This window comes from Streptomyces sp. EDA2-14 (genome assembly GCF_054963755.1).
The window spans coordinates 466,652-490,506 of sequence record NZ_JBUEGE010000001.1 but is presented as its reverse complement, the minus strand read 5'-3'; the positions used below and the strand labels follow the sequence as shown (position 1 = coordinate 490,506).

The window sequence follows — 23,855 nt, the reverse complement described above, 5'->3', positions numbered from 1 at the left end:
CCGACCCAGATGGCTCCCGAGTACGAGGGCGGCGCTACGACGACCGCCTTACGCGGGACCTTCCACGGCAGGCGCCGTCGCGGTGGCAGTTCCTGCGGCCGCCTTTTGTGGGGCGGCCCGGTCTGCCTCGCGGTCGAGCGCGAGCGGGTCGGTCACCGTGCCGGTCTCTTCGTCGAAAAGCCCCTGCGCCAGCCTGGTCACCGCTGCGGGGACCGGCGGCGCCAGGTCGGCCACGGCGCGAAGACCGGACAGGACGTCGTCGGGTCGAACGGCAGGCGTCACGTGCCGAACAACCAGGCGCAGTATCGCACAGCCCGTGTCGCCCGGCCTATCAGCCGGACCTGCCGAAACGTCGGAGTCTTCGACCGCGTCCAGGCTGACGACGGCCTCGCGGGCGTCGAACGTCCGGATCCCGCTCTTTGTCTTCCTCTGTACCTCGACGGTCTCGGCGGCACGGAACGCCTCCGCGGCGCGCGTGGCCTCCTCGACGCTCACACCGTCGAGCCGCAGCTCCCACACGGAGGCGGTGAGCCGGTCGGCGAGGCCCGAGGTGCGGGCCTCGACGGCGTCGACGATGTCGAGGCCGGTGGGCATCGACTCGTCGAGGAGCGCCCTGAGCTTCTCGGGGTCGCGCGGCGCGGTGAGCGCGATCTCCAGGTACTCGGCCTCACTGCCCGTGCCGGTGGGTGCGGCATTGGCGTACGACACCTTGGGGTGCGGCGTGAACCCCGCCGAGTACGCCATGGGCACCTCGGCGCGGCGCAGCGCACGCTCGAAGGCGCGCTGGAAGTCACGGTGGCTGGTGAACCGGAGGCGGCCGCGCTTGGTGTAGCGCAGACGGATGCGCTGCACCGCGGGTGCGGGCGGCGGGCCTACGGGCTGTCGCTTGCCCAGTGTCCTAGTCCTTAATGAATGCGTTCTGCGTAAGAGCGGTCGTACTGCTGTCAAGACTACGTCCCTGCGGGCCGCCCGGTTCCCGCACCTCCCTGACCTGCGGTTCAGCGGGCCGCGGCGGACCGAACAGCGCCCGCCGCACATCGGCCCGCGCCTGCCGGGCCGCGGCGCGGACGCTCGCGGCGATCCGCCCCACCGGCCGCAGTACGCAGTCACGGACGACGTGCCCGACCGGGGTGAGCACCGTGCGGTACACCCAGCGCAGCGGGTCCACGAGGAGCCACCGCAGCACCCGCCCGACGGCACGGGACACGTACCCGGCGATCCGCCAGGCGAACCGGAGCGCGTCCCAGATCTCGCGTGCGACGACGCCCAGTACCCGGCCGACCGGCACGAGCACCCAGCGCCACACCGCGAGCAGCGGCACCACGACCAACACCCGTGCCAGCCAGGCGAGTCCACGGCCGAGCGGCGTCAACACGTAGTCCCACAGCGCCCTCCCAACGGGTGCGAGGACATGGACGTACAGCCACACCGCGGGGACGACCAGCAACACGCGTCCGAGCCAGAGCAGTCCGCGTCCGACGGGTGCGAGGACGTAGCGCCACAGCATCACGCACGGCCACACCAGCAGCCCGTACAGCACCCAGCCGATCGCCCGCGCGAGCGGCAGCAGCAGCCAGGTGCCGACGAAGCGGCCGACCGCCACGAGCGCGTCCCACACAAGGCGCAGGGGCACCACGAGGACGACCATCAGGATCCGCAGCGGCAGCCTGATCGCGGCCACGAGGCAGCCCTCGTCGCCCTGTTGGGGTCGTGGTGTCTGCTCGATCCGCTTGTCCTGCACGTCTTCCATGTCTCTCCAGACGCAACCGGCGCTCCCCCGGATGCAGTTGGGTCCGTGACGACACATGTGTGGGGCGGCCGGTTGGTCAACCGGCCGCCCCACACACGTACTTACGGGTCTACTTCACGACCGTCAGCGGCAGCAGGGTCTTGCCCGTCGGGCCGATCTGGATGTTCGTGTCCATCGCCGGGCAGACACCGCAGTCGAAGCAGGGCGTCCAGCGGCAGTCGTCGACCTCGGTCTCGTCGAGGGCGTCCTGCCAGTCCTCCCAGAGCCAGTCCTTGTCGAGACCGGAGTCCAGGTGGTCCCAGGGCAGGACCTCCTCGTAGGTGCGCTCGCGCGTCGTGTACCAGTCGACGTCGACGCCGTACTCGGGCAGCGTCTTGGCGGCGCAGGCCATCCAGCGGTCGTAGGAGAAGTACTCGCGCCAGCCGTCGAAGCGGCCGCCGTCCTCGTAGACGGCGCGGATGACGGAACCGATGCGGCGGTCACCGCGCGAGAGCAGGCCCTCGACGATGCCGGGCTTGCCGTCGTGGTAGCGGAAGCCGATGGAGCGGCCGTACTTCTTGTCGCCGCGGATCTTGTCGCGGAGCTTGGCCAGGCGCTCGTCGGTCTCCGTGGAGCTGAGCTGCGGCGCCCACTGGAACGGGGTGTGCGGCTTCGGGACGAATCCGCCGATCGACACCGTGCAGCGGATGTCGTTGCCCGCGACCTCGCGGCCCTTGGCGATGACGTTGGCCGCCATGTCCGCGATCTGCAGGACGTCCTCGTCGGTCTCGGTGGGCAGGCCGAGCATGAAGTACAGCTTCACCTGGCGCCAGCCGTTGCCGTACGCGGTCGCGACGGTACGGATCAGGTCCTCTTCGGAGACCATCTTGTTGATGACCTTGCGCATGCGCTCACTGCCGCCCTCGGGGGCGAAGGTGAGGCCGGAGCGGCGGCCGTTGCGCGTCAGCTCGTTGGCCAGGTCGATGTTGAAGGCGTCCACGCGGGTCGAGGGGAGGGACAGACCGATCTTGTCCTCCTCGTACCGGTCCGCCAGGCCCTTCGCGACCTCACCGATCTCGGAGTGGTCCGCGCTCGACAGGGAGAGCAGGCCGACTTCCTCGAAGCCGGTCGCCTTGAGGCCCTTGTCGACCATCTCGCCGATGCCGGTGATGCTTCGCTCCCGCACGGGGCGCGTGATCATGCCGGCCTGGCAGAAACGGCAGCCGCGGGTGCAGCCGCGGAAGATCTCGACGGACATCCGTTCGTGCACCGTCTCCGCGAGCGGCACGAGGGGCTGCTTCGGGTACGGCCACTCGTCGAGGTCCATGACGGTGTGCTTGCTGACCCGCCACGGGACACCCGAGCGGTTCGGCACGACGCGTCCGATGCGGCCGTCCGGCAGGTACTCGACGTCGTAGAAGCCCGGGATGTAGACGCTGCCCGTCTTCGCGAGGCGGAGCAGCACCTCCTCGCGCCCGCCGGGACGGCCCTCGGCCTTCCACTGGCGGATGATCTCGGTCATGTCGAGCACGGCCTGCTCGCCGTCGCCGATGATCGCGGCGTCGATGAAGTCGGCGATCGGCTCGGGGTTGAAGGCCGCGTGGCCGCCCGCGAGGACGATCGGGTCCTCGACCGTGCGGTCCTTCGACTCCAGCGGGATGCCCGCCAGGTCGAGCGCCGTCAGCATGTTCGTGTAGCCGAGCTCGGTGGAGAAGGACAGTCCGAAGACGTCGAAGGCCTTCACCGGGCGGTGGCTGTCGACCGTGAACTGCGGGACCTTGTGCTCGCGCATGAGCTCTTCCAGGTCCGGCCACACGCTGTACGTGCGCTCGGCGAGGACGCCCTGGCGCTCGTTGAGCACCTCGTACAGGATCATGACGCCCTGGTTGGGCAGACCGACCTCGTACGCGTCGGGGTACATGAGCGCCCAGCGGACGTCGCACTCCTCCCACGGCTTCACCGTGGAGTTCAGCTCACCGCCGACGTACTGGATCGGCTTCTGCACATGCGGCAGCAGGGCTTCGAGCTGCGGAAAGACAGACTCCACCGTCGAGGCGGCGGGTTCGGCAGACATAACCGTTGACCTTCGTGAGCTGACAGGGGTGACCCTCAAGCCTAACCCGCCGAAAGCTTCGGTTCCGCCGCGCTCTCCCACCGCCCGGGCAGCCTCCGCTCCTCCTCGGCGGCGGCCGCCTGCTCCTGCCCGTACAGCAGGCCCCAGGTGAAGGCCGTCTCCCCGGCGGCGTGCGCCTGGATCGCGAGCTGGCGCAGGGTCTCGCGCGCGACGACCGAGTCCTGGTGCTCACCGAGCACGGACTGCACCTTCTTCATCCGCTTGGCGAACTTCTTGGCCTGCTTGCCGAGCGCGGGCACCGCCGTCTCCCCCGCGTACCGGGCGCGCTTGGCCGCCTTGCGGGCCTCGTGCAGCGCGAGGTCGCGGTCCGTGCCGGGCGGCAGCGACAGGGCGTGCTCGACACGGGTGGCGAGCCGGGCGTGGTCCTTGAGGGCGGCCTTGGCGAGGACCCCCGCGGCGGGCTTGTCGGCCCGCGGCAGGAGCGGCGGGTCGGCGAGCAGCGCGTCCAGGGCGTCGAGCAGCGCCAGGTACCGCCTGCCGTCGAGCACGGCGACCGTGCGGCGGCGCGAGCCGTGCCGCTGGGCCACCGCCCAGATCCGCAGCCGGCCGCGGACGGGCCCGAGCAGCAGGGTGCGCGGCACGGCGTCGATCCGCGCGGTGAGCCGCTCGGTGAGCACCTCGCGGTCCCGGTCGATGCCCAGCTCCGCGGCGAGCCACTTCAGCTCCTCGCCGACGGGTTCGGTGACGGCCGGGTCGAGCACCTTCTTGTACGACTTGAACGCGCTGCGCATACGGCGGGTGGCCACGCGCATCTGGTGCACCGAGTCCGGCAGGTCGCGGCGGACGGCGGGGTCGAGCTCGACGAGGGCGTCGCGCTGGACGCGCAGCCGCGTGAGGACGTGGTCGCCCGCGGAGTCCGGCTCCCCCTCGGCCCGCTGGTCGGGCGTACGGGTCCTGGCCCCGGTCTCGGCGAGGGCGCGGGCCAGCTTCGACGCGGAGGTGGAGCGCTCGACGCCCGCCTTGCGCAGCCGCTTCTCGACCTGGCCGAGGAAGGCGGGGTCGGCGCCGTCCGCCAGTTCGACCTCGATCTCGGTCCAGGCGGTGGACCGCTCCCCGTCGGCCCGCTCGGCGCGGACGGCGTCGACGCACACCTCGGCGAGCAGTGCGCCGTCGGCGCCGGTCAGATGCGACACGTCGCGCGACGAGCGGAGCCGGACGACCGGGATCAGCTCGTCGCCGCGGACCCGGGAGCGGACGAGGCCCGCGAGGGCGCGCGGCAGGGTGGCGGACGGGGGTGCCTGCACCTCGTCGCGGACGCCCTCGGCGAGGGCGACCGGCAGCTTCAGGTGCCAGCCCGCGTCGTCGCCGCCGCTGCGGTGGCGCAGGGTGATGCTGTCCGTGGCGAGGCGCTGGTCCTCGGTGTCGTAGTAGACGGCGTCGAGCTCGACGACGCCCTTGTCGACGACGGCCGATACGCCGGGGACCTTGCGCAGGTCGGGCAGCCGGAACCGGTCCGTCGGGGCGTCGTACTTCCGCTCGATCTCGCGCTTGGTCTCCGCCATAACCCGAATTTAGACGTCACCGGCACCGGGGCCAAGGTCTCGGGACGCCGCCCCGGACCCCGCTGCTCAATCGCCGCAGGGGCCGGGTACGGCTCGATCAGTGCCGATCAGGCCGACATGGGCCGCTGGACCTTGATCGATTGCAGCAGACCCACCGCAACCCACACCGCGAACATCGACGAACCTCCGTACGACACGAAGGGCAGGGGAAGGCCCGCCACCGGCATGATGCCGAGCGTCATGCCCACGTTCTCGAAGGCCTGGAAGGCGAACCAGGCGATGATGCCGGCCGCCACGACCGTGCCGTACAGCTCGCTCGTGCCGCGCGCGATCTTGCAGGCCCGCCACAGCACCACACCGAGCAGCAGCAGGATGAGGCCCGCGCCCACGAAGCCGAGCTCCTCCCCGGCCACCGTGAACACGAAGTCCGTCTGCTGTTCCGGCACGAACTGGCCGGTGGTCTGCGAGCCGTGGAAGAGGCCCGAGCCGGTGAGGCCGCCGGAACCGATCGCGATGCGCGCCTGGTTGGTGTTGTAGCCGACGCCCGCCGGGTCCAGCGCCGGGTTGGCGAAGGCCGCGAACCGGGCGATCTGGTAGTCGTCCAGGACGCCCAGCTGCCAGACGGCCACCGCGCCCGCGGCGCCCACCCCGATGAGTCCGAGCACCCACCGGTTGGAGGCCCCCGACGCGAGCAGCACGCCGAGCACGATCATCACCATCACCATGACGGACCCGAGGTCCGGCATCAGCATGACGATCATCATCGGGACGGCGGCGAGCCCGAGGGCCTGCAGCACGGTGCGGTGGTCGGGATGGTCGCGGTCGCCCGCGTCGACGCGGGTCGCGAGGATCATCGCCATGCCCAGGATGATCGTGATCTTCACGAACTCGGAGGGCTGGAGCGAGAATCCGCCACCGATGACGATCCAGGCGTGCGCCCCGTTCACGGTGGCGCCGAGCGGGGTGAGCACGAGGAGCACGAGGAAGACGGAGATCCCGTACAGGATCGGCACGGCCGTGCGCAGCGTGCGGTGCCCGAGCCAGATCGTGCCGGCCATCAGCGCGACGCCGATGCCGGTGTTCAGCACGTGCCGGAACAGGAAGTAGTACGGGTCGCCCTGGTTGAGCTCGGTCCTGTTGCGGGTCGCCGAGTAGACGAGCGCGGCGCCGATGAACGACAGCGCGACCGCCGAGAGCAGCATCGGCCAGTCGAGCCTGCGCACCACCGAGTCGCGGGCCATGAGCCGCGTCATGGTGGAGCGCCGCGGCCCGTAGCCGGAGACGGAGAATCCGTTGCCGGTCACCGGTCAGTCCCTCCTGCTGTTGCCGTAGGAGGAGGTCGGCAGCGTCGCCGCCAGCTCCTGCTGGGCGGGCGTCGTGTCCTTGCCCGGCTGGAACGGCTCGATCTTCGGGGCGTCGATCGAACCGTCCTTCTGGATCTTCGGCAGGCTCTTCTCCGGCTCGGGCAGCAGGGCCTTCTTCTTGTTGATGCCGCCCTTGTTGTCGACGCCGTAGAGGGCGTCGTAGATCTTGCGGACGGCGGGGCCCGAGGCGCCGGAACCGGTACCACCCTGGGAGATCGTCATGACGACCGAGTAGTCCTTCGTGTACGTCGCGAACCACGACGTCGTCTGCTTGCCGTAGACCTCGGCGGTGCCGGTCTTGGCGTGCATCGGGATCTTGTTCTGCGGCCAGCCGCCGAAGCGCCAGGCGGCGGTGCCCCGCGTCGCCACGCCCGCGAGGGCCTGGTCGATGTGGTTGCGGGTCTGCTTGGTGAAGGGCAGCTTGCCCTGCGACTTCGGGGCGATCTCGCTGACCTGCTTGCCGTCGGCGCTGACGACGGCCTTGCCGACGGCGGGCTGGTAGAGCGTGCCGCCGTTGGAGATGGCCGCGTAGATCCGGGCCATCTGGATCGGCGTGACGAGGGTGTCGCCCTGGCCGATGGAGTAGTTGACCTCGTCACCGGCGCGCATCTTGTTGCCCTGGCGGCAGTTCTCCCAGTTGAGCCGCTCGACGTAGCTGCCGTCCTTCTTGCCGCCCTTGCACCAGGCGTCCTTGTTGGCCTCCCAGTACTTTTCCTTCCACTTCCGGTCCGGGACGCGGCCGTTGACCTCGTTGGGGAGGTCGATGCCGGTCTCCTTGCCGAGGCCGAACTGGTGGGCCGTCTTGTAGAAGGAGTCGTCGGCGTCGACCCCGCCCTTGGGGTTGATGCCGCCGAGCTTCTGCCACTCCTTGTGGGCGAGGCCGTAGAAGACGGTGTCGCAGGAGACCTCGAGGGCGCGGCCGAGGCTGATCGGGCCGAAGTTCTCCGACTCGAAGTTCTTGAAGACCTGGCTGCCGATCGAGTACGAGCTGGTGCAGGGGTAGCGGCCGTTGAACGGGTAGCCCGCGTTGACCGCCGCGGTCGAGGAGATGACCTTGAAGATCGAGCCGGGCGCCGACTGGCCCTGGATCGCCCGGTTGAGCAGCGGGTAGTTCGAGTTCTTGCCGGTGAGCTGGGCGTAGTCCTTGCCGGAGATGCCGCCGACCCAGGCGTTCGGGTCGTACGTCGGGTTGGAGGCCATGGCGACGACGCGACCGGTCTTGGCCTCCATCACGACGACGGAGCCGGCGTCGGCCTTGTAGTTCCTGCCCGTGTTCTTGTCGAACTCGTGGCGGGCGGCCTTCATGGCCGCGTCCAGCTCCTTCTCGGCGACGGACTGCACGCGGGCGTCTATCGACGTGACGACGTTGGCACCGGGCTCGGCCTTGTCGCTCTCGGCGCGGCCGATGACGCGGCCGAGGTTGTCGACCTCGTAGCGGGTGACGCCGGCCTTGCCGCGCAGATCCTTGTCGTAGGTGCGCTCCAGGCCGCTGCGGCCGACCTGGTCGGAGCGCAGGTACGGCGAGTCGGAGTTCTTGGCCTTCTCGATCTCCGCGTCGGTGACCGGCGAGAGATAGCCGAGGACCTGCGCGGTGTTGGAGCCGCCGGGGCCCGCGTAGCGGCGCACGGCGGTGGGCTCGGCGGTGATGCCGGGGAAGTCCTCGCTGCGCTCGCGGATCTGCAGGGCCTGCTTGGGCGTGGCCTCGTCGGTGATCGGGATGGGCTGGTACGGCGAGCCGTTCCAGCAGGGCTGCGGCGTCTCGGCGTCGCAGAGCCGGACCTTCTCCTGGATGGTCTTGGGCTGCATGCCGAGGACCTTGGCGAGCTTGGTGAGGACGGCCTTGCCCTCGTCGTCCATCTTCATCAGGTCGGTGCGGGACGCGGAGACGACGAGGCGGGTCTCGTTGTCGGCGAGCGGGATGCCGCGCGCGTCGAGGATGGATCCCCGGGTGGCGGGCGTGACGACCTGCTGGACGTGGTTGCCGGAGGCCTCCTTGGCGTACTCGTCGCCGTTGCGCACCTGGAGGTACCAGAGGCGGCCGCCGAGGGTGAGCAGGAGGGAGAGGACGAGGATCTGAAGGATGATGAGCCGGATCTGAACGCGTGGCGTGCGGCCCGTCTCGGGGATGTTGGACACGGTGGCGTGCTCCCCCTCTCAGGACGTGTACGAGTACAAGCAGGTGTACACGCCGAAGCTGTGCGTGCCTGCGACGTCGTCGGTCAACTGCCGTGCGTTCACAGGCGCTTGACCCCCTTGATGCGGCCCGCGCGGGAGGCGCGTGCCTTGACCGACCTCATGCGCAGACCGCCGCCGCGCTGGCCGCCGATGCTGAGTCCGGTGCCGCCGCCGGAGAGCCAGCCGGAGGAGACGTCGGCGGCCTTGGCGGAGCCGCCGGAGGAGTCGCCCAGCGGATCGTTCTCCGCGCGTCTGGCGAGTGCCATGACGCCGGGGACGACGAACGGGGCGAGCAGCAGGTCGTAGAGGGCCGCCGTGAAGATGAGGCTGCCGAGGCCGACGTCGCGGGCGGCGGTGTCGCCGACGAGCGCGCCCACGCCCGCGTACAGCAGGGTCGTGCCGATGGCGGCGCCGACGACCACGAGCATGGGCCCGGCGGCCGAGCGCAGCTGCCCGCTCTCGGGCTTGGCGAGGCCCGCGAGGTAGCCGATGAGGCAGAGCACGAGGGCGTAGCGGCCCGCGGCGTGGTCGGCGGGCGGGGCGAGGTCCGCGAGGAGTCCCGCGCCGAAGCCGACGAAGGCGCCACCCACGTGCCCGTACACGAGGGCCAGGCCGAGGACGGTCAGGAGCATCAGGTCGGGTACGGCGCCGGGCAGTTGCAGCCGGGCCAGGACACAGACCTGGACGACGAGGGCCACGACGACAAGGACCGTGGAGAGCAGCATTCGGTTGAAGCGCATGATTCCTTGCTCCTCCTGCTACTGCTGCTGGTCTGCGTTGTTGTCGGCGGCGTTCCCGCCGTTGCCGGTGCCGTTGCCGGTGCCGCCCGTGTCGGCGCCCGGGGTGGCCGTCACGGTCACCGTGGGCGTCGGCTTCGGCTTGGCGGGCTTCTTCGGCAGCACCGTGTCGCGCGGGTCCTCGCGCGGGGCCTGTACGACGACGCCCACGATGTCGAGCTTGGTGAACCCGACGTACGGCTTCACGTAGACGGTGCGGGTCAGGTCGCCGCCGGAGGGGTCGACGCGGACGACGCGGCCGACGGGGACGCCGGGCACGAACGGCTTGTCGGCCTGGGAGCCGAAGGTGACGAGGCGGTCGCCCTTGTTCACCTTGGCCTTGCCGTTGAGGAGCTGGACGCGCAGCGGGCGGTCGCCCTGCCCGGAGGCGAAGCCGAGCTCGTCGGTCTTCTCCATGCGGGTGCCGACGGTGAAGTCCGGGTCGTTGGCGAGCAGCACGGTGGAGGTGTTCGGGCCGACGGTGGTGACGCGGCCGACGAGCCCCTGCCCGTTCAGGACGGTCATGTCGCGCTTGAGGCCGTCGTTGGCACCGGCGTCGATGGTGACGGTCCAGGAGAAGCCCTGGGCCGAGCCGATGGCGATGACCTGGGCGCCCTTGATGCCGTACTGGCCCGCGCCGGCCGTCTTCAGCATGGAGTCGAGCTGGCGGACCTTGCTGCGGTTGCGGTCACCGCTGCCGAGCTTCGCCTTCAATGCGGCGTTCTCGTGCTCCAGTTGGCCGATGCGGTCGTGCCGCTTGTCGGAGTCGCGGACCGCGCTTATGGCGTTGCCGATCGGGTCGACGGCGCCGGAGACGCCGTTCTCCACGGGGCCGAAGACCGTGGCGGCGGCGTGGCGGGCACCGTCGACCGGTGAGTCCTCGCCCCCGCGGATGTCCACCGTGATCAGTGCGAACGCGATGGCGATCAGCAGCACCAGGAGCAGCCGGCTCTCTCGTGTGTCCCTCACGTGCGGCGGCCGTGCCTTCCTCTGTCAGTTGCGTCGAGCGGTAGTCGGTTACGTCGAGCGGTGCGTAGGAGGATTTCTTATGCCTTGCCTATATATCAACGATCCGCCGCACGAGGTGGCAGGCACTCGTACGGCGGACGTCTTCCTTCACATCATCTGCGCGGCGAGGCGTCCAGGACCTGCTGGAGCGCCTCGAACTCCTCGACGCACTTGCCGGAACCGAGCGCCACGCTGTCGAGCGGGTCCTCGGCGATGTGGATCGGCATGCCGGTCTCGCGACGCAGCCGCTCGTCGAGGCCGCGCAGCAGGGCGCCGCCACCGGTGAGAACGATGCCGCGGTCCATTACGTCACCGGACAGCTCGGGCGGGCACTTGTCGAGGGTGGTCTTCACGGCGTCGACGATCGCGTTGACCGGTTCCTCGATCGCCTTGCGGACTTCCGCCGCCGAGATGACGACGGTCTTCGGCAGGCCGGACACGAGGTCGCGACCGCGGATCTCGGTGTGTTCGTCGGAGTCGAGGTCGTACGCGGAGCCGATCGTGATCTTGATCTGTTCGGCGGTGCGCTCACCGAGGAGGAGCGAGTACTCCTTCTTGATGTGCTGGATGATCGCGTTGTCCAGCTCGTCGCCCGCGACGCGGATGGACTGCGCCGTGACGATTCCGCCGAGCGAGATCACCGCGACCTCGGTGGTGCCGCCACCGATGTCCACCACCATGTTGCCCGTGGCCTCGTGGACCGGGAGGCCGGAGCCGATGGCCGCGGCCATGGGCTCCTCGATGATGTGCACCTGGCGGGCGCCGGCCTGCGAGGAGGCCTCGATGACCGCGCGGCGCTCGACGCCGGTGATGCCGGACGGCACACAGACGACGACGCGCGGACGGGCGAGGTAGCGCCGCTTGTGCACCTTCAGGATGAAGTAGCGGAGCATCCGCTCGGTGATCTCGAAGTCGGCGATCACGCCGTCCTTCAGCGGGCGGACCGCCACGATGTTGCCCGGCGTACGCCCGATCATCTTCTTGGCCTCGGCACCCACCGCGAGAATGCCGCCGGTGTTGGTGTTGATCGCGACCACGGACGGCTCATTGAGCACGATCCCTCGACCCCTGACGTACACCAGCGTGTTGGCGGTCCCGAGGTCGACAGCCATGTCACGGCCGATGAACGACATTGAGTTCCCCATCAGGATTCGTCTGGCCTTCCCAAGTGGAGCGTTTGATGGCTTGTCAGGTAGGCGAGAGGTGGACGCGGTGTGGCGTGGAGGCTCCATCGTAGTCTCGCCTGCACGATCACGGCGCGAGGGTCTTCGCCATTGTCAGCATGGGAGTCCCCGCCCCGCTAATGGGGACGTGCCGACGGAGGATTGCGTTCCCCCAAACGGGCCGCATATGCAAAAGAGCGGCCCGAATTCTCGGGCCGCTCCTGGTCAGTGGCGCTCCGTGACTGACACGACATCAGAAAACGAACTCGACCGGTCTCATGGAGCGGACACCGCGTGTCTCACGCGTCTGGCGTGAAGTCCGGAATGCGAGAAGTCCGTTACGCGAAATCCGGGAAGAAAATCTTCAGCTCCCGCTCGGCGGACTCCTCGGAGTCGGAGGCGTGGATCAGATTCTCGCGAACGATGGTGCCGAAGTCGCCGCGGACCGAGCCGGGGGCGGCGGCGATCGGGTCCGTCGGACCGGCCAGCTGGCGTACGCCCTCGATCACACGCTCACCCTCGACGACCAGGGCGACCACCGGGCCGGAGGACATGAAGGCGACCAGCGGCTCGTAGAACGGCTTGCCCTTGTGCTCGCCGTAGTGCGCCTCCAGCGTCTCCTGGCTCAGGCTGCGCAGTTCGAGCGCGCTGATCGTCCAGCCGGCCTTGCGCTCGATGCGGCCGATGACCTCGCCGATCAGGCCGCGGCGAACGGTGTCGGGCTTGAGCAGGACGAGCGTGCGCTGGGTCATTCGCGGAACTCCTTGTAGGCCTGGATGTGCGGTGACGCCCGAGGTTACAGGGCGTGACCAGCACGGCGGCAGGCGGGCGGGGTCCCCGGGCTCAGGCCTGTTCGGCCTGTTCGGCCTGTGCCGCCCAGCGGGCCTTGGCCTCGTCGACCTTGCGGCCGAAGTGGACCGAGGTCCCCCACAAGCCGGCGAAGCAGGCGCCGAGGAAGAACATGACCGGGACGAAGAAGCCGCTGATGATCAGGGCGATCTGCAGCGCCCAGCCGAGCTGCACCCCGCCGGGCCGCGTCACCATCCCGCACAGCAGCACGCTGAGCAGCATCGCGACCCCGCACACCGTCCACACGAGCCCGGCCGACAGATCGGGCTCCTTCATCGCCACGAGACCGGCGAAGCCGATGACGAAGAACTCGCCGATCAGGGTCGAGGAACACAGAATGCGCACGGCGATCAGCCCTTCCCGAGGAGCAGCCGGGCCTCGCCGACCGTGATCACGGACCCGGTGACGAGCACTCCCCCGCCCGCGTACTCGCCCTCTTCCTCGGCGAGCGTGATCGCGGCCTCCAGGGCGTCGTCGAGCCGCGGTTCGACCTGGACCCGGTCGTCGCCGAAGACCTCCACCGCGATGCCCGCCAGCTCGTCGGCGTCCATCGCACGGTGGCTGGAATTCTGCGTCACGACGATCTCCGCGAAGATCGGCTCGAAGGCCTCCAGGAGCCCCCGTACATTCTTGTCGCCACTGGCACCGACGACACCGATGAGGCGGCTGAAGTCGAAGACCTCGCCGATCGCCTCGGCGGTGACCCGGGCACCCGCCGGGTTGTGCGCGGCGTCGAGGACGACCGTCGGCGAGCGGCGCACGACCTCCAGCCGGCCCGGCGACGTGGCCGCGGCGAACGCGGTGCGGATCGTGTCGATGTCGAGCGGGCGCGCGTGCTCGGAGCCGATGCCGAAGAACGCCTCCACCGCGGCGAGCGCGACCGCCGCGTTGTGCGCCTGGTGCGCGCCGTGCAGCGGAAGGAAGATGTCCTCGTACTCGCCGCCGAGCCCGCGCAGGGTGACCAACTGGCCGCCGACGGCGACCTCGCGCCGCACGACGCCGAACTCCAGGCCCTCGCGGGCCACGGTGGCGTCCGTCTCCACGGCCTTCTTGAGGATCACCTGCGCCGCGTCCACCGGCTGCTGCGCCATGATCACGGAGGCGTCCTGCTTGATGATCCCGGACTTCTCGCCGGCGATCTCACCGGGCGTCGAACCGAGCCGGTCGGTGTGGTCGAGGTCGATGGGGGTGATGACCGCGACCGATCCGTCGATCACGTTCGTCGCGTCCCAGCTGCCGCCCATGCCGACCTCGACGACCGCCACGTCCACCGGCGCGTCGGCGAAGGCCGCGTAGGCCATGCCGGTCAGCACCTCGAAGAAGGACAGCCGGTACTCCTGCTGGGCGTCGACCATCTCGACGTACGGCTTGATGTCGTCGTACGTCTCGATGAAGCGCTCGTGCTCGATCGGGGCGCCGTCCAGGCTGATCCGCTCGGTGATCGACTGGACGTGCGGAGACGTGTACCGGCCGGTGCGCAGCTCGAAGGCCGCGAGCAGGGCCTCGACCATGCGGGCCGTGGACGTCTTGCCGTTCGTGCCCGTGATGTGGATCGAGGGGTACGCCTTCTGCGGCTCGCCGAGTACGTCCATGAGGGCGGCGATACGGGCGACCGACGGCTCCAGCTTCGTCTCGCCCCAGCGCGTGGCGAGCTCGGCCTCCACCACCCGCAGCGCCTTCTCCACCTCGGGGTCCTGCGGGCGCGCCGGGATGCCGTCGCCCTGGGGCGGGCCGCCCTGGGTGCGCAGGGTGCGGCTGCCCGCCTCGATCACCGCGAGGTCGGGGTCGCGGGTGGTCTCTTCGCCGACGATCTCCTCGAACGGATCGGCGTCGTCTGCGGGGTCGTAGTCGCTGCTGTCGCGCGGGGGGAGGTCACTCACACCCGCCAGTCTACGGAGGTCCACCGACAGCGCGCCCGACACCACCCGACGTCCCGTTTCGGGACTTTCGACCTGTCCGTTTCAGGACCTTGGTCCCTCCGGAACGGTCATCGACCCGGCAAACTTGCGGATCATGGACATAGGCATCGATCTCGGCACCGCCAACACCCTTCTGTACGTGCGCGGTCAGGGCATCGTGCTGAACGAACCGTCGGTCGTCGCCGTGAAGTCGGGCGGGAAGCCGGGCGCGAAGTCGGGCGCGAAGTCGGGCGGGAAGCCGGGTGGGAAGCCGGGTGGGCGCGGTGACGTGCTCGCGGTGGGCAGCGAGGCGAAGGAGACCATCGGGCGCACGCCGGGGTCGATCACCGCGATCCGGCCGCTGCGGGACGGCGTGATCAGCGACTACGAGGCGGCCGAGGCGATGATCCGGCACTTCGTCCGCAAGGCGGTGCCGGGGCGCCGTCCCCGTACGCGCATGGTGGTGTGCGTACCGAGCGGGGTCACCCCGGTGGAGCGGCGGGCCATCGTGCACGCGGCGGAGCGGTCCGGGGCGAAGGCCGTGCACCTGATCGAGGAGCCGATGGCGGCGGCGATCGGGGCGGGCCTCCCGGTGGCCGACCCGCGCGGTTCGATGGTCGTGGACATCGGCGGCGGCACGAGCGAGGTCGCCGTCATCTCCCTGGGCGGCGTGGTCACTTCGCAGTCGCTGCGGGTCGGCGGCGACCGCTTCGACGAGGCGATCACGGACTACGTGCGCAAGGAGCACGGGCTGCTGATCGGCGAGCGCACGGCCGAGGACATCAAGGTCGCGATCGGCTCGGCGTGGCCGGTGCCCGGCGAGGACGCGTTCGAGATGCGGGCGTTCACCGTGCGGGGGCGGGAGAAGGTGGCGGGCCTCCCGAAGACCGTCGAGCTGACGGTGCGCGAGGTGCGGGCGGCGCTCGACGAGCCCGTCGAGGCGGTCATCGCCGCAGTGAAGGCGACGTTGGAGGAGTGCCCTCCGGAGCTGTCGGGGGACGTGATGGAGCACGGGATCGTACTGACCGGTGGGGGTGCGCTGCTGCCGGGTCTCGATCTGCGGATTGCCTCCGGCACGGGGATTCCGGTGTTCGTCGCGGACGATCCGCTGGACAGCGTCGCGTTGGGGTGCGGGAAGTGTGTGGACGACTTCGACGGGTTGCAGCGCATGATGGCGGCGTAGGCCTCCGGCGGTTCTGCGGGTGCCGTGTTGCTGTGGTCCCGTTTCGCGCAGTTCCCCGCGCCCCTGAAAACACCCACTACGTCCTTGCCGGGAAGGCTGCCTTCACCTCGTACGTGCCATGGTCCGTCGGGCCCGCGTCGAAGGTGCCGCCCAGGGACAGGACCCGCTCGGCCATCCCCGCCGTGCCCGTGCCCGCCGAGACCGGGGTGGTCGTCGGGGTGTCGGTCGGCAGGGGGTTGACGACCGTGACGTGCAGGCGGTTCGCCGCGACCGCCACCGTGACGGACACCGGCCGGCCCGGTGCGTGTTTCGCGGCGTTCGTGAGGCACTCCTGGACGACTCGGTAGACCGCCGCCTGGCGCAGCGGGGACTGCGCGCGGGCCGCGGCGTCCACCTCGACGGCGACCTCGTTGCCCGCCGCCGCGCTCTCCTCGGCGAGCCGGGGCAGCGCGTCGAGGCCGGGCGTGGGGGCGCCGCCTCCGCTGCCGCGGCGCACGACGATCTCGTTGAGCAGCAGATGGGCCCGGCGCGCCGTCTCGGACAGCTCGTCGAAGTCCTGCTCCCAGTGCTCGCCGCGGGCCCGCCGCGACAGCACCTCGGCCCGTACCGACAGCATCGTCAGCTCGCGGCCCACGAAGTCGTGCACGTCGCCCGCGACGTCGGAGCGCTCCTGCTGCACGGCCTGGAGCAGCGAGGTCTCGGCGTTCTTGGCCTCCAGGGCGCGCACGAGGTCGATACGGCGCGCGGCGATGCCGACACCGGTGGCGAGCACCCCGATGGGCACGGCGAGGGCGAGGAACTGGCTCACGCTCCCGCCGCCCCGATGCACGGGCCATTCGAAGAGCGCGTACGCGGCGCAGGCCCACACGAGGTAGCCGCAGCAGGCGAGGATTCCGTAGGTGCGGCCCCGGTAGCGGGCCACGGAGTACAGGGCGAACTGGATGAGGGTCACGTCGTGCAGCCAGCCGAGGAAGACCATGCCGACGACGAACGGGAGCCAGGGCCCCCACGGCTCGCGCCTGCGCGGCAGCAGCGTCGCGGCGCCGAGGGCGAGGACCAGCGTGGCGGACGCCCCGCCCAGCGCGTTGTCCGCCCTGGCGAGGCCCGGGATGTCCAGGCCCATGAGGGCGAAGCAGCCCGCGGCGGTGGCGAGGTCCACGGCGTGCGGGGTGCCGCGCCAGCGCTCCAGGCGCGACCAGAGGCGGCCGAGTCGGCGGCCCGCGGCGCTCGCCCCGGCCCCGCCCGTCGGCGCCCCGTCGGCCTCGTCGTGCATGGAGCCCCTATCACCGCATTTACACCCGGTACGTCCCCTTTCTTACCTTGACCCGGTGCCGCCGGGCATCTCGTAGCGGGCGCCGGGACGCACAAGGGCCCCCGGAACGCGGCGGTTCCGGGGGCCCTGAGGTGCGTACGGTCACGCCTGCGGCAGTCGCTCCAGCTGCGCCTGGATGCGGGCGATGTCCTCGTCCGCCTTGGCGAGGCGGCCCTTGATCTTGTCGACCACGTGGTCCGGGGCCTTGGCGAGGAACGCCTCGTTGCCCAGCTTGCCCTCGGACTGCGCCTTGTCCTTCTCGGCGGCGGCGAGGTCCTTGGCCAGCCGCTTGCGCTCGGCGGCCACGTCGATCGCGCCGGACAGGTCGAGCGCCACCTCGGCGCCCGCAACCGGCAGCGTGGCGGTGGCGGTGAAGCCCTCGCCCTCCGGCTGCAGCTTGAGCAGCTGCCGGATCGCCGGCTCGTGCGCGGCGAGCGCCGTGCCGTCCAGGGTGAGGCGGGCCGGGACGCGCTGGCCCGCCTTGAGGCCCTGGTCGCCCTTGAAGCGGCGGACCTCGGTGACGACCTGCTGGAGCGTCGCGATCTCCTGCTCGGCGGCGTCGTCGCGGAAGCCACTGTCCTTCGGCCAGTCCGAGATGACGATGGACTCGCCGCCCGTCAGGTTCGTCCACAGCGTCTCGGTGACGAAGGGGACGATCGGGTGCAGCAGGCGCAGCATGACGTCCAGGACCTCACCGAGGACCCGGCCGGACACCTTGGCCGGCTCGCCGCCCGCCATGAACGTCGTCTTCGACAGCTCGACGTACCAGTCGAAGACCTCGTCCCACGCGTAGTGGAACAGCGAGTCGGAGAGCTTCGCGAACTGGTAGTCGTCGTAGAACGCATCCACCTCGGCGACCGTCTTGTTGAGACGGGAGAGGATCCAGCGGTCCGTCGCCGTCATCTCGGACGGGTCCGGCAGCGGCCCCTCGACGGTCGCGCCGTTCATGAGCGCGAAGCGGGTCGCGTTCCAGATCTTGTTGGCGAAGTTCCGGGAGGCCTGGACCCAGTCCTCGCCGATCGGGACGTCGGTGCCGGGGTTGGCACCGCGCGCCAGGGTGAAGCGCAGCGCGTCCGAGCCGTACTCCTCCATCCAGTCCAGCGGGTCCACGACGTTGCCGAACGACTTCGACATCTTCTTGCCGTTCTCGTCGCGGACGAGACCGGTCAGGGCGACCGTCTTGAACGGGACCTCGCCGTCCATCGCGTACAGGCCGAACATCATCATCCGGACGACCCAGAAGAAGATGATGTCGTGGCCGGTGAGCAGGACGTCGGTCGAGTAGAACTTCTCCAGGTCCGGCGTCTGCTCCGGCCAGCCCAGCGTGGAGAACGGCCACAGGCCGGAGGAGAACCAGGTGTCGAGGACGTCCTCGTCCTGCTTCCAGCCCTCGGCCTCGGTGCCCGGCGGCTGCTCGTCGGGGCCGACGCAGACGACCTCGCCGTTCGGCCCGTACCAGACCGGGATGCGGTGGCCCCACCACAGCTGGCGCGAGATGCACCAGTCGTTGAGGTTGTCGACCCAGTCGAAGTAGCGCTTCTCCATCTCCTTGGGGTGGAGCGTGACGCGGCCGTCGCGGACCGCGTCACCGGCGTTCTTCGCCAGCGTCTCGACCTTGACCCACCACTGCAGCGACAGGCGCGGCTCGATGGTCGTCTTGCAGCGCGAGCAGTGCCCGACGGAGTGGACGTACGGGCGCTTCTCGGAGACGACGCGGCCCTGCTGGCGCATGGCGTCGACGATGGCGGAGCGCGCCTCGAAGCGGTCGAGACCCTCGAAGGGGCCGGGCGCGGTGATGACGCCGCGCTCGTCCATGATCGTCATGGTCTCGAGGTCGTGCCGCTGCCCGATCGCGAAGTCGTTCGGGTCGTGGGCGGGCGTGACCTTCACGGCGCCGGTCCCGAACTCGGGGTCGACGTGCGTGTCCGCGACGACGGGGATCGTGCGGTTGGTCAGCGGCAGCTTGATGCGCTTGCCGATGAGGTGCGCGTACCGCTCGTCGTCCGGGTGGACGGCGACCGCGGTGTCGCCCAGCATCGTCTCGACACGCGTGGTCGCGACGACCACCGTCTCGTCGCCCTCGCCGTACTTGAGGGAGACCAGCTCGCCGTCGTCGTCCTGGTAGTCCACCTCGATGTCCGAGATGGCGGTCAGGCAGCGCGGGCACCAGTTGATGATCCGCTCGGCGCGGTAGATCAGCTCGTCGTCGAACATCTTCTTGAAGATGGTCTGGACGGCCTGCGACAGACCCTCGTCCATCGTGAACCGCTCGCGCGACCAGTCGACGCCGTCGCCGAGGCGGCGCATCTGGCCGAGGATCTTGCCGCCGTACTCGTTCTTCCACTGCCAGACGCGGGCGACGAACTCCTCGCGGCCCAGGTCGTGCCGCGACTTGCCCTCCTCGGCGAGCTGCTGCTCCACCTTGTTCTGCGTCGCGATGCCGGCGTGGTCCATGCCGGGCAGCCACAGGGCCTCGAAGCCCTGCATGCGCTTACGACGGGTCAGCGCGTCCATGAGCGTGTGCTGGAACGCGTGCCCCAGGTGCAGGGAGCCCGTGACGTTCGGCGGCGGGATGACGATCGTGTACGGCGGCTTCTCGCTCTTCGCGTCGGCGGTGAAGTAGCCGCGGTCTACCCAGCGCTCGTACAGCGCCCCCTCTACCTCGGCCGGCGCGTACTGGGTCGGCAGTTCGGAGGTGGGCACTGGCGTCTGCTGCTGAGAGTTCTCGGTCACGGGGCCAGTTTAGAGGGGTTACAAGCTCGTACTGAAACCGAATCCGGTGGAACGGATCGCACCTGCGTACGCCAGGATGTCAGCAGCACATAAGCAACGGGAGGGAACGCGAGTAATGAGCCACAACCAGCCGGGCCCGTACGGGAACCAGCCGCCCCAGCAGCCGGGACCGTACGGTCAGCAGCCCCAGCAGCCCGGCCCCTACGGCCAGCCGCAGCAGCCGGGGCCGTACGGTCAGCCGCAGCAGGCTCCGCAGCCCGGCTACGGTTACCCGCAGCAGCCGCCCCAGCAGGCGCCTCAGGGCGTTCCGCCGCAGCAGCCGAACCCGTACGGCCAGCCCCCGCAGCAGCCTCCCGGCGGTTACGGCCATCCCCAGCAGCCCGGCCCCTACGGTCAGCCGCAGCAGGCCCCGTACGGCCAGTTCCCGGGTCAGCCGCCGGCCGCTGGTGGCGGCGGCAAGAAGACGCTGGGCATCGTGATCGGCGCGGTCGTCGTGGTGGCGGCGCTCGGCGTCGGCGGTTACTTCATGTTCAGCGGCGGGGGCGGCGGTGGCTCGTCCGTCGAGGACGACGGCGCGCACAAGCTGACGACGCCCGCCACGGTCCTGGGCGAGTACAAGAAGAGCACCTCGAACGCGTCCAGCAGCGGCAGCTTCAGCGAGAGCGACCTGGCGGAAGCCAAGAAGTGGGGCGTCACCGACCCCAAGAGCGTGAGCGCCAGCTACGCGGCCGGCTCCGGCACCACGCAGAAGGCGATCAACTTCGGCGGCGTCTACGGCAAGATCGAGGACCCGGAGAAGGTCGTCGACTCGATGTTCACCGAGATGCAGAACAAGTCGAAGGAGAGCGCCGGCGGCGCCAAGGTCTCCTTCGAGGGCTCCCCCGAGAAGTTCGAGCCGGCCGGCTTCAAGAACGGCGTCCTGAAGTGCCAGAACGCCAAGTACGCGATGCCCAGCGGCAGTTCGTCCAGCGCGGGCGTGCCGTCCAGCTTCACGATGCCGATGTGCATCTGGGGTGACCACAGCACGGTGACGTACATCGTGTTCTCGGACGCCGGCGCCATCATCTCGAAGAAGGACCAGCCGCTGAGCGAGGCCGCCGACACGACGGCGAAGCTGCGCAACGAGGTCCGCGTCCCCGAGTAGGAACCGCGCGAGAAGGGCCCCGGTCGGCGATCCGACCGGGGCCCTTCTCGTACTTCTCGTACAGCGTGCGTGCCGCTACGCCGACTTCTGCTCGCCGCTGCCGCCGCCCCGGGAGTCACGCGGGATCAGCGTCGGATTCACGTTGGAGTGAACGGCGTCCGCGGTGATGACGACGCGGGCCACGTCCTTGCGGGACGGCACCTCGTACATCACCGACTGGAGGACCTCCTCCATGATGGCGCGCAGACCGCGTGCGCCGGTGCGGCGCAGGATCGCCTGGTCGGCGATGGCCTCGAGCGCCTCGCGCTCGAAGTCCAGCTCCACACCGTCGAGTTCGAAGAGCCGCTGGTACTGCTTGACCAGCGCGTTCTTCGGCTCGACGAGGATCTGGAGCAGCGCCTCGCGGTCGAGGTTGTGGACCGAGGTGATCACGGGGAGACGGCCGATGAACTCGGGGATCATCCCGAACTTCACCAGGTCCTCCGGCATGACCTCCTGGAACTGGTCCTTCTCCTCCAGCTCGCGCTTGGAGTGCAGGGTCGCACCGAACCCGATGCCCTTGGCACCGGCCCGCGACTCGATGATCTTCTCCAGACCGGCGAAGGCGCCGCCCACGATGAACAGCACGTTGGTCGTGTCGATCTGGATGAATTCCTGGTGCGGGTGCTTGCGGCCGCCCTGCGGCGGGACCGAGGCGGTCGTGCCCTCAAGGATCTTGAGCAGGGCCTGCTGCACGCCCTCGCCGCTCACATCGCGCGTGATCGACGGGTTCTCCGACTTGCGGGCCACCTTGTCGATCTCGTCGATGTAGATGATCCCCGTCTCGGCCTTCTTGACGTCGTAGTCGGCCGCCTGGATCAGCTTCAGCAGAATGTTCTCGACGTCCTCGCCGACGTAGCCCGCCTCCGTCAGCGCCGTCGCGTCGGCGATGGCGAACGGGACGTTGAGCATCCGCGCCAGTGTCTGCGCGAGGAGCGTCTTTCCGGAGCCGGTCGGGCCGAGCAACAGGATGTTGGACTTCGCGAGTTCGATCGCGTCGTCCCGCCCGTTCGCCCCGCCGTTCTCGCCGGCCTGGACGCGCTTGTAGTGGTTGTACACCGCGACGGACAGGGCCTTCTTGGCGGCTTCCTGTCCTACGACGTAGCTTTCGAGGAACTCGTAGATCTCGCGCGGCTTGGGAAGCTCTTCCCAACGCACTTCGCTCGTCTCAGCGAGCTCTTCCTCGATGATCTCGTTGCAGAGGTCGATGCACTCGTCGCAGATGTACACACCGGGGCCTGCGATGAGCTTCTTGACCTGCTTCTGGCTCTTTCCGCAGAACGAGCACTTGAGCAGATCGCCGCCGTCACCGATGCGTGCCACGAGGTGCTTCCCCTTCGCCTGGGAGACGCTCGCACAAGCGGCTCCTGGTGCCTGTATCCGACGGTACCTTGCCGGGCCCCCCGTTCGGGCCCCCCTTGGCACGGTTCACTTCACCCCGTAGGGAGTTCGTGTCCGCGCCAAGGGGAATGGCAGACGATACAGCGCGGTCTTACGCGATCGCCTCGTTGTTCATCTTGCGCGTCGAGATGATCTGGTCGACCAGGCCGTACTCGAGGGCGTCCTCGGCCGTGAGGATCTTGTCGCGCTCGATGTCGTCGCGGATCTTCTCGATCGGCGTGTTCGAGTGCTTGGCCAGCAGGTCCTCCAGCTGCGTACGCATGCGGAGGATCTCGTTGGCCGCGATCTCCAGGTCGGAGAGCTGCTCACGGCCGGTGCCGCCCGAGGGCTGGTGGATCAGCACGCGCGCGTTCGGCAGGGCCATGCGCTTGCCCGGCGTACCGGCGGCGAGGAGCACGGCGGCCGCGGAGGACGCCTGGCCCATGCAGACCGTCTGGATGTCCGGCTTCACGAACTGCATCGTGTCGTAGATGGCCGTGAGGGCCGTGAACGAGCCGCCGGGGCTGTTGATGTAGATGGAGATGTCGCGGTCCGGGTCCATCGACTCCAGGCACAGCAGCTGCGCCATGACGTCGTTGGCGGACGCGTCGTCGATCTGCACGCCGAGGAAGATGACGCGCTCCTCGAAGAGCTTCGCGTACGGGTCGTACTCGCGCACGCCCTGCGAGGTGCGCTCGACGAAGCGCGGAACCACGTAGCGGTTGTCGACCTGGGGGCCCTGGTACAGGCCGCTGCCGGGGAAGTTGTTCATGGTCGGTGTTCCGTCCTGGTGAGGGTGGGCTTTGGCTGGCCGTGCCGGCGTGATCGCGGGGATCAGGCGCCGGTGCCGCCGCCGCCCGGAACGCCCGTAGCGGCAGAAATGATCTCGTCGATGAGGCCGTACTCCTTGGCCTCCTCCGTGGTGAACCAGCGGTCGCGGTCACCGTCACGGATGATCGTCTCGACCGTCTGACCCGAGTGGCGCGCGGTGATCTCGGCCATCCGCTTCTTCGTGCGCAGCAGGTACTCGGCCTGGATCTTCACGTCCGACGCGGTACCGCCGATGCCCGCGGAGCCCTGGTGCATCAGGATGTCGGTGTGCGGGAGCGCGAAGCGCTTGCCCGGCGAGCCGCCGGTCAGCAGGAACTGGCCCATGGAGGCGGCCATGCCCATGCCGATGGTGATGACGTCGTTCGGGATGTACTGCATGGTGTCGTAGATCGCCATGCCGGCCGTCACGGAGCCACCGGGGCTGTTGATGTAGAGGTAGATGTCCTTGTCCGGGTCGGCGGCAAGGAGCAGCATCTGTGCGGTGATCTTGTTCGCGATGTCGTCGTCGACCTGCTGGCCGAGGAAGACGATGCGCTCGCCGAGCAGCCGGTTGTAGACATGGTCGCCGAGGCCACCACCGATGGACGGCTCGCCTGCGGCGGAAGGCATCAGATTCGTCACGTATCCACCTGCTC

Annotated in this window: 19 protein-coding genes; 2 read left to right on the top strand and 17 right to left on the bottom strand. The window is 69.6% G+C overall.

The window, feature by feature from the left end:
- Nucleotides 1-48: 48 nt before the first annotated feature.
- The 12 genes from ACY34M_RS02125 to folC form a co-directional block, all read right to left on the bottom strand.
- The gene (locus tag ACY34M_RS02125; protein ID WP_462717293.1) at nucleotides 49-852 is read right to left on the bottom strand and encodes a TIGR03936 family radical SAM-associated protein; all 804 of its coding nucleotides are present in this window, start codon (nucleotides 850-852) and stop codon (nucleotides 49-51) included.
- A gap of 46 nt (nucleotides 853-898) precedes the next feature.
- Nucleotides 899-1,750, bottom strand: coding sequence for a hypothetical protein (locus ACY34M_RS02120; protein WP_462717292.1), 852 nt, complete (start codon nucleotides 1,748-1,750; stop codon nucleotides 899-901).
- Nucleotides 1,751-1,859: 109 nt separating this feature from the next.
- A complete protein-coding gene (locus ACY34M_RS02115; RefSeq protein WP_462717291.1) occupies nucleotides 1,860-3,803 on the bottom strand; it encodes a TIGR03960 family B12-binding radical SAM protein in 1,944 nt (647 codons plus the stop codon).
- A 41-nt stretch (nucleotides 3,804-3,844) separates the two neighbouring features.
- A complete protein-coding gene (locus tag ACY34M_RS02110) occupies nucleotides 3,845-5,365 on the bottom strand; it encodes a CYTH and CHAD domain-containing protein (RefSeq protein ID WP_462717290.1) in 1,521 nt (506 codons plus the stop codon).
- Between the two features lie 107 nt (nucleotides 5,366-5,472).
- Nucleotides 5,473-6,669, bottom strand: a complete 1,197-nt coding sequence (gene rodA, locus ACY34M_RS02105) for a rod shape-determining protein RodA (protein ID WP_462717289.1) — start codon at nucleotides 6,667-6,669, stop codon at nucleotides 5,473-5,475.
- A 3-nt stretch (nucleotides 6,670-6,672) separates the two neighbouring features.
- Complete coding sequence (mrdA, locus tag ACY34M_RS02100; RefSeq protein ID WP_462717288.1) at nucleotides 6,673-8,865, bottom strand: penicillin-binding protein 2; 2,193 nt, start codon at nucleotides 8,863-8,865, stop codon at nucleotides 6,673-6,675.
- Between the two features lie 98 nt (nucleotides 8,866-8,963).
- On the bottom strand, nucleotides 8,964-9,644 hold the full coding sequence (gene mreD, locus ACY34M_RS02095) for a rod shape-determining protein MreD (RefSeq protein WP_462717287.1): 681 nt from the start codon (nucleotides 9,642-9,644) through the stop codon (nucleotides 8,964-8,966).
- A gap of 18 nt (nucleotides 9,645-9,662) precedes the next feature.
- Nucleotides 9,663-10,649, bottom strand: a complete 987-nt coding sequence (mreC, locus tag ACY34M_RS02090; protein WP_462717286.1) for a rod shape-determining protein MreC — start codon at nucleotides 10,647-10,649, stop codon at nucleotides 9,663-9,665.
- 152 nt (nucleotides 10,650-10,801) lie between these two features.
- Nucleotides 10,802-11,821: a rod shape-determining protein gene (locus ACY34M_RS02085; protein WP_266719674.1), complete on the bottom strand. Its 1,020-nt coding sequence runs from the start codon at nucleotides 11,819-11,821 to the stop codon at nucleotides 10,802-10,804.
- A gap of 368 nt (nucleotides 11,822-12,189) precedes the next feature.
- The gene (ndk, locus tag ACY34M_RS02080; RefSeq protein ID WP_462717285.1) at nucleotides 12,190-12,603 is read right to left on the bottom strand and encodes a nucleoside-diphosphate kinase; all 414 of its coding nucleotides are present in this window, start codon (nucleotides 12,601-12,603) and stop codon (nucleotides 12,190-12,192) included.
- Nucleotides 12,604-12,694: 91 nt separating this feature from the next.
- Nucleotides 12,695-13,045 (bottom strand): DUF4233 domain-containing protein, encoded by a 351-nt coding sequence (locus ACY34M_RS02075; RefSeq protein WP_462717284.1) that lies wholly within the window; start codon nucleotides 13,043-13,045, stop codon nucleotides 12,695-12,697.
- A gap of 5 nt (nucleotides 13,046-13,050) precedes the next feature.
- Entirely contained in the window at nucleotides 13,051-14,580 is a 1,530-nt protein-coding gene (gene folC, locus ACY34M_RS02070; protein ID WP_462717283.1) for a bifunctional tetrahydrofolate synthase/dihydrofolate synthase, read from the bottom strand.
- 133 nt (nucleotides 14,581-14,713) lie between these two features.
- Between folC and ACY34M_RS02065 the strand changes: the two genes are divergently transcribed.
- Nucleotides 14,714-15,781, top strand: coding sequence for a rod shape-determining protein (locus ACY34M_RS02065; RefSeq protein ID WP_462717282.1), 1,068 nt, complete (start codon nucleotides 14,714-14,716; stop codon nucleotides 15,779-15,781).
- A gap of 76 nt (nucleotides 15,782-15,857) precedes the next feature.
- Here ACY34M_RS02065 and ACY34M_RS02060 read toward each other — a convergent pair whose 3' ends face one another.
- Both ACY34M_RS02060 and ACY34M_RS02055 read right to left on the bottom strand, forming a co-directional pair.
- On the bottom strand, nucleotides 15,858-17,054 hold the full coding sequence (locus ACY34M_RS02060; RefSeq protein ID WP_462717281.1) for a sensor histidine kinase: 1,197 nt from the start codon (nucleotides 17,052-17,054) through the stop codon (nucleotides 15,858-15,860).
- 141 nt (nucleotides 17,055-17,195) lie between these two features.
- Complete coding sequence (locus ACY34M_RS02055; protein ID WP_462717280.1) at nucleotides 17,196-19,826, bottom strand: valine--tRNA ligase; 2,631 nt, start codon at nucleotides 19,824-19,826, stop codon at nucleotides 17,196-17,198.
- Between the two features lie 115 nt (nucleotides 19,827-19,941).
- Here ACY34M_RS02055 and ACY34M_RS02050 point away from each other — a divergent pair, with 115 nt between their 5' ends.
- On the top strand, nucleotides 19,942-20,970 hold the full coding sequence (locus ACY34M_RS02050) for a hypothetical protein (protein ID WP_462717279.1): 1,029 nt from the start codon (nucleotides 19,942-19,944) through the stop codon (nucleotides 20,968-20,970).
- 75 nt (nucleotides 20,971-21,045) lie between these two features.
- On the opposite strand, the gene clpX is transcribed toward ACY34M_RS02050, so the two are convergent.
- The 3 genes from clpX to ACY34M_RS02035 all read right to left on the bottom strand — a co-directional run bounded on the left by clpX (nucleotide 21,046) and on the right by ACY34M_RS02035 (nucleotide 23,829).
- On the bottom strand, nucleotides 21,046-22,332 hold the full coding sequence (clpX, locus tag ACY34M_RS02045) for an ATP-dependent Clp protease ATP-binding subunit ClpX (protein WP_462717278.1): 1,287 nt from the start codon (nucleotides 22,330-22,332) through the stop codon (nucleotides 21,046-21,048).
- A 169-nt stretch (nucleotides 22,333-22,501) separates the two neighbouring features.
- Nucleotides 22,502-23,161 (bottom strand): ATP-dependent Clp protease proteolytic subunit, encoded by a 660-nt coding sequence (locus ACY34M_RS02040; protein WP_462717277.1) that lies wholly within the window; start codon nucleotides 23,159-23,161, stop codon nucleotides 22,502-22,504.
- 62 nt (nucleotides 23,162-23,223) lie between these two features.
- Nucleotides 23,224-23,829, bottom strand: a complete 606-nt coding sequence (locus tag ACY34M_RS02035; RefSeq protein ID WP_462717711.1) for an ATP-dependent Clp protease proteolytic subunit — start codon at nucleotides 23,827-23,829, stop codon at nucleotides 23,224-23,226.
- Nucleotides 23,830-23,855 lie beyond the last annotated feature (26 nt).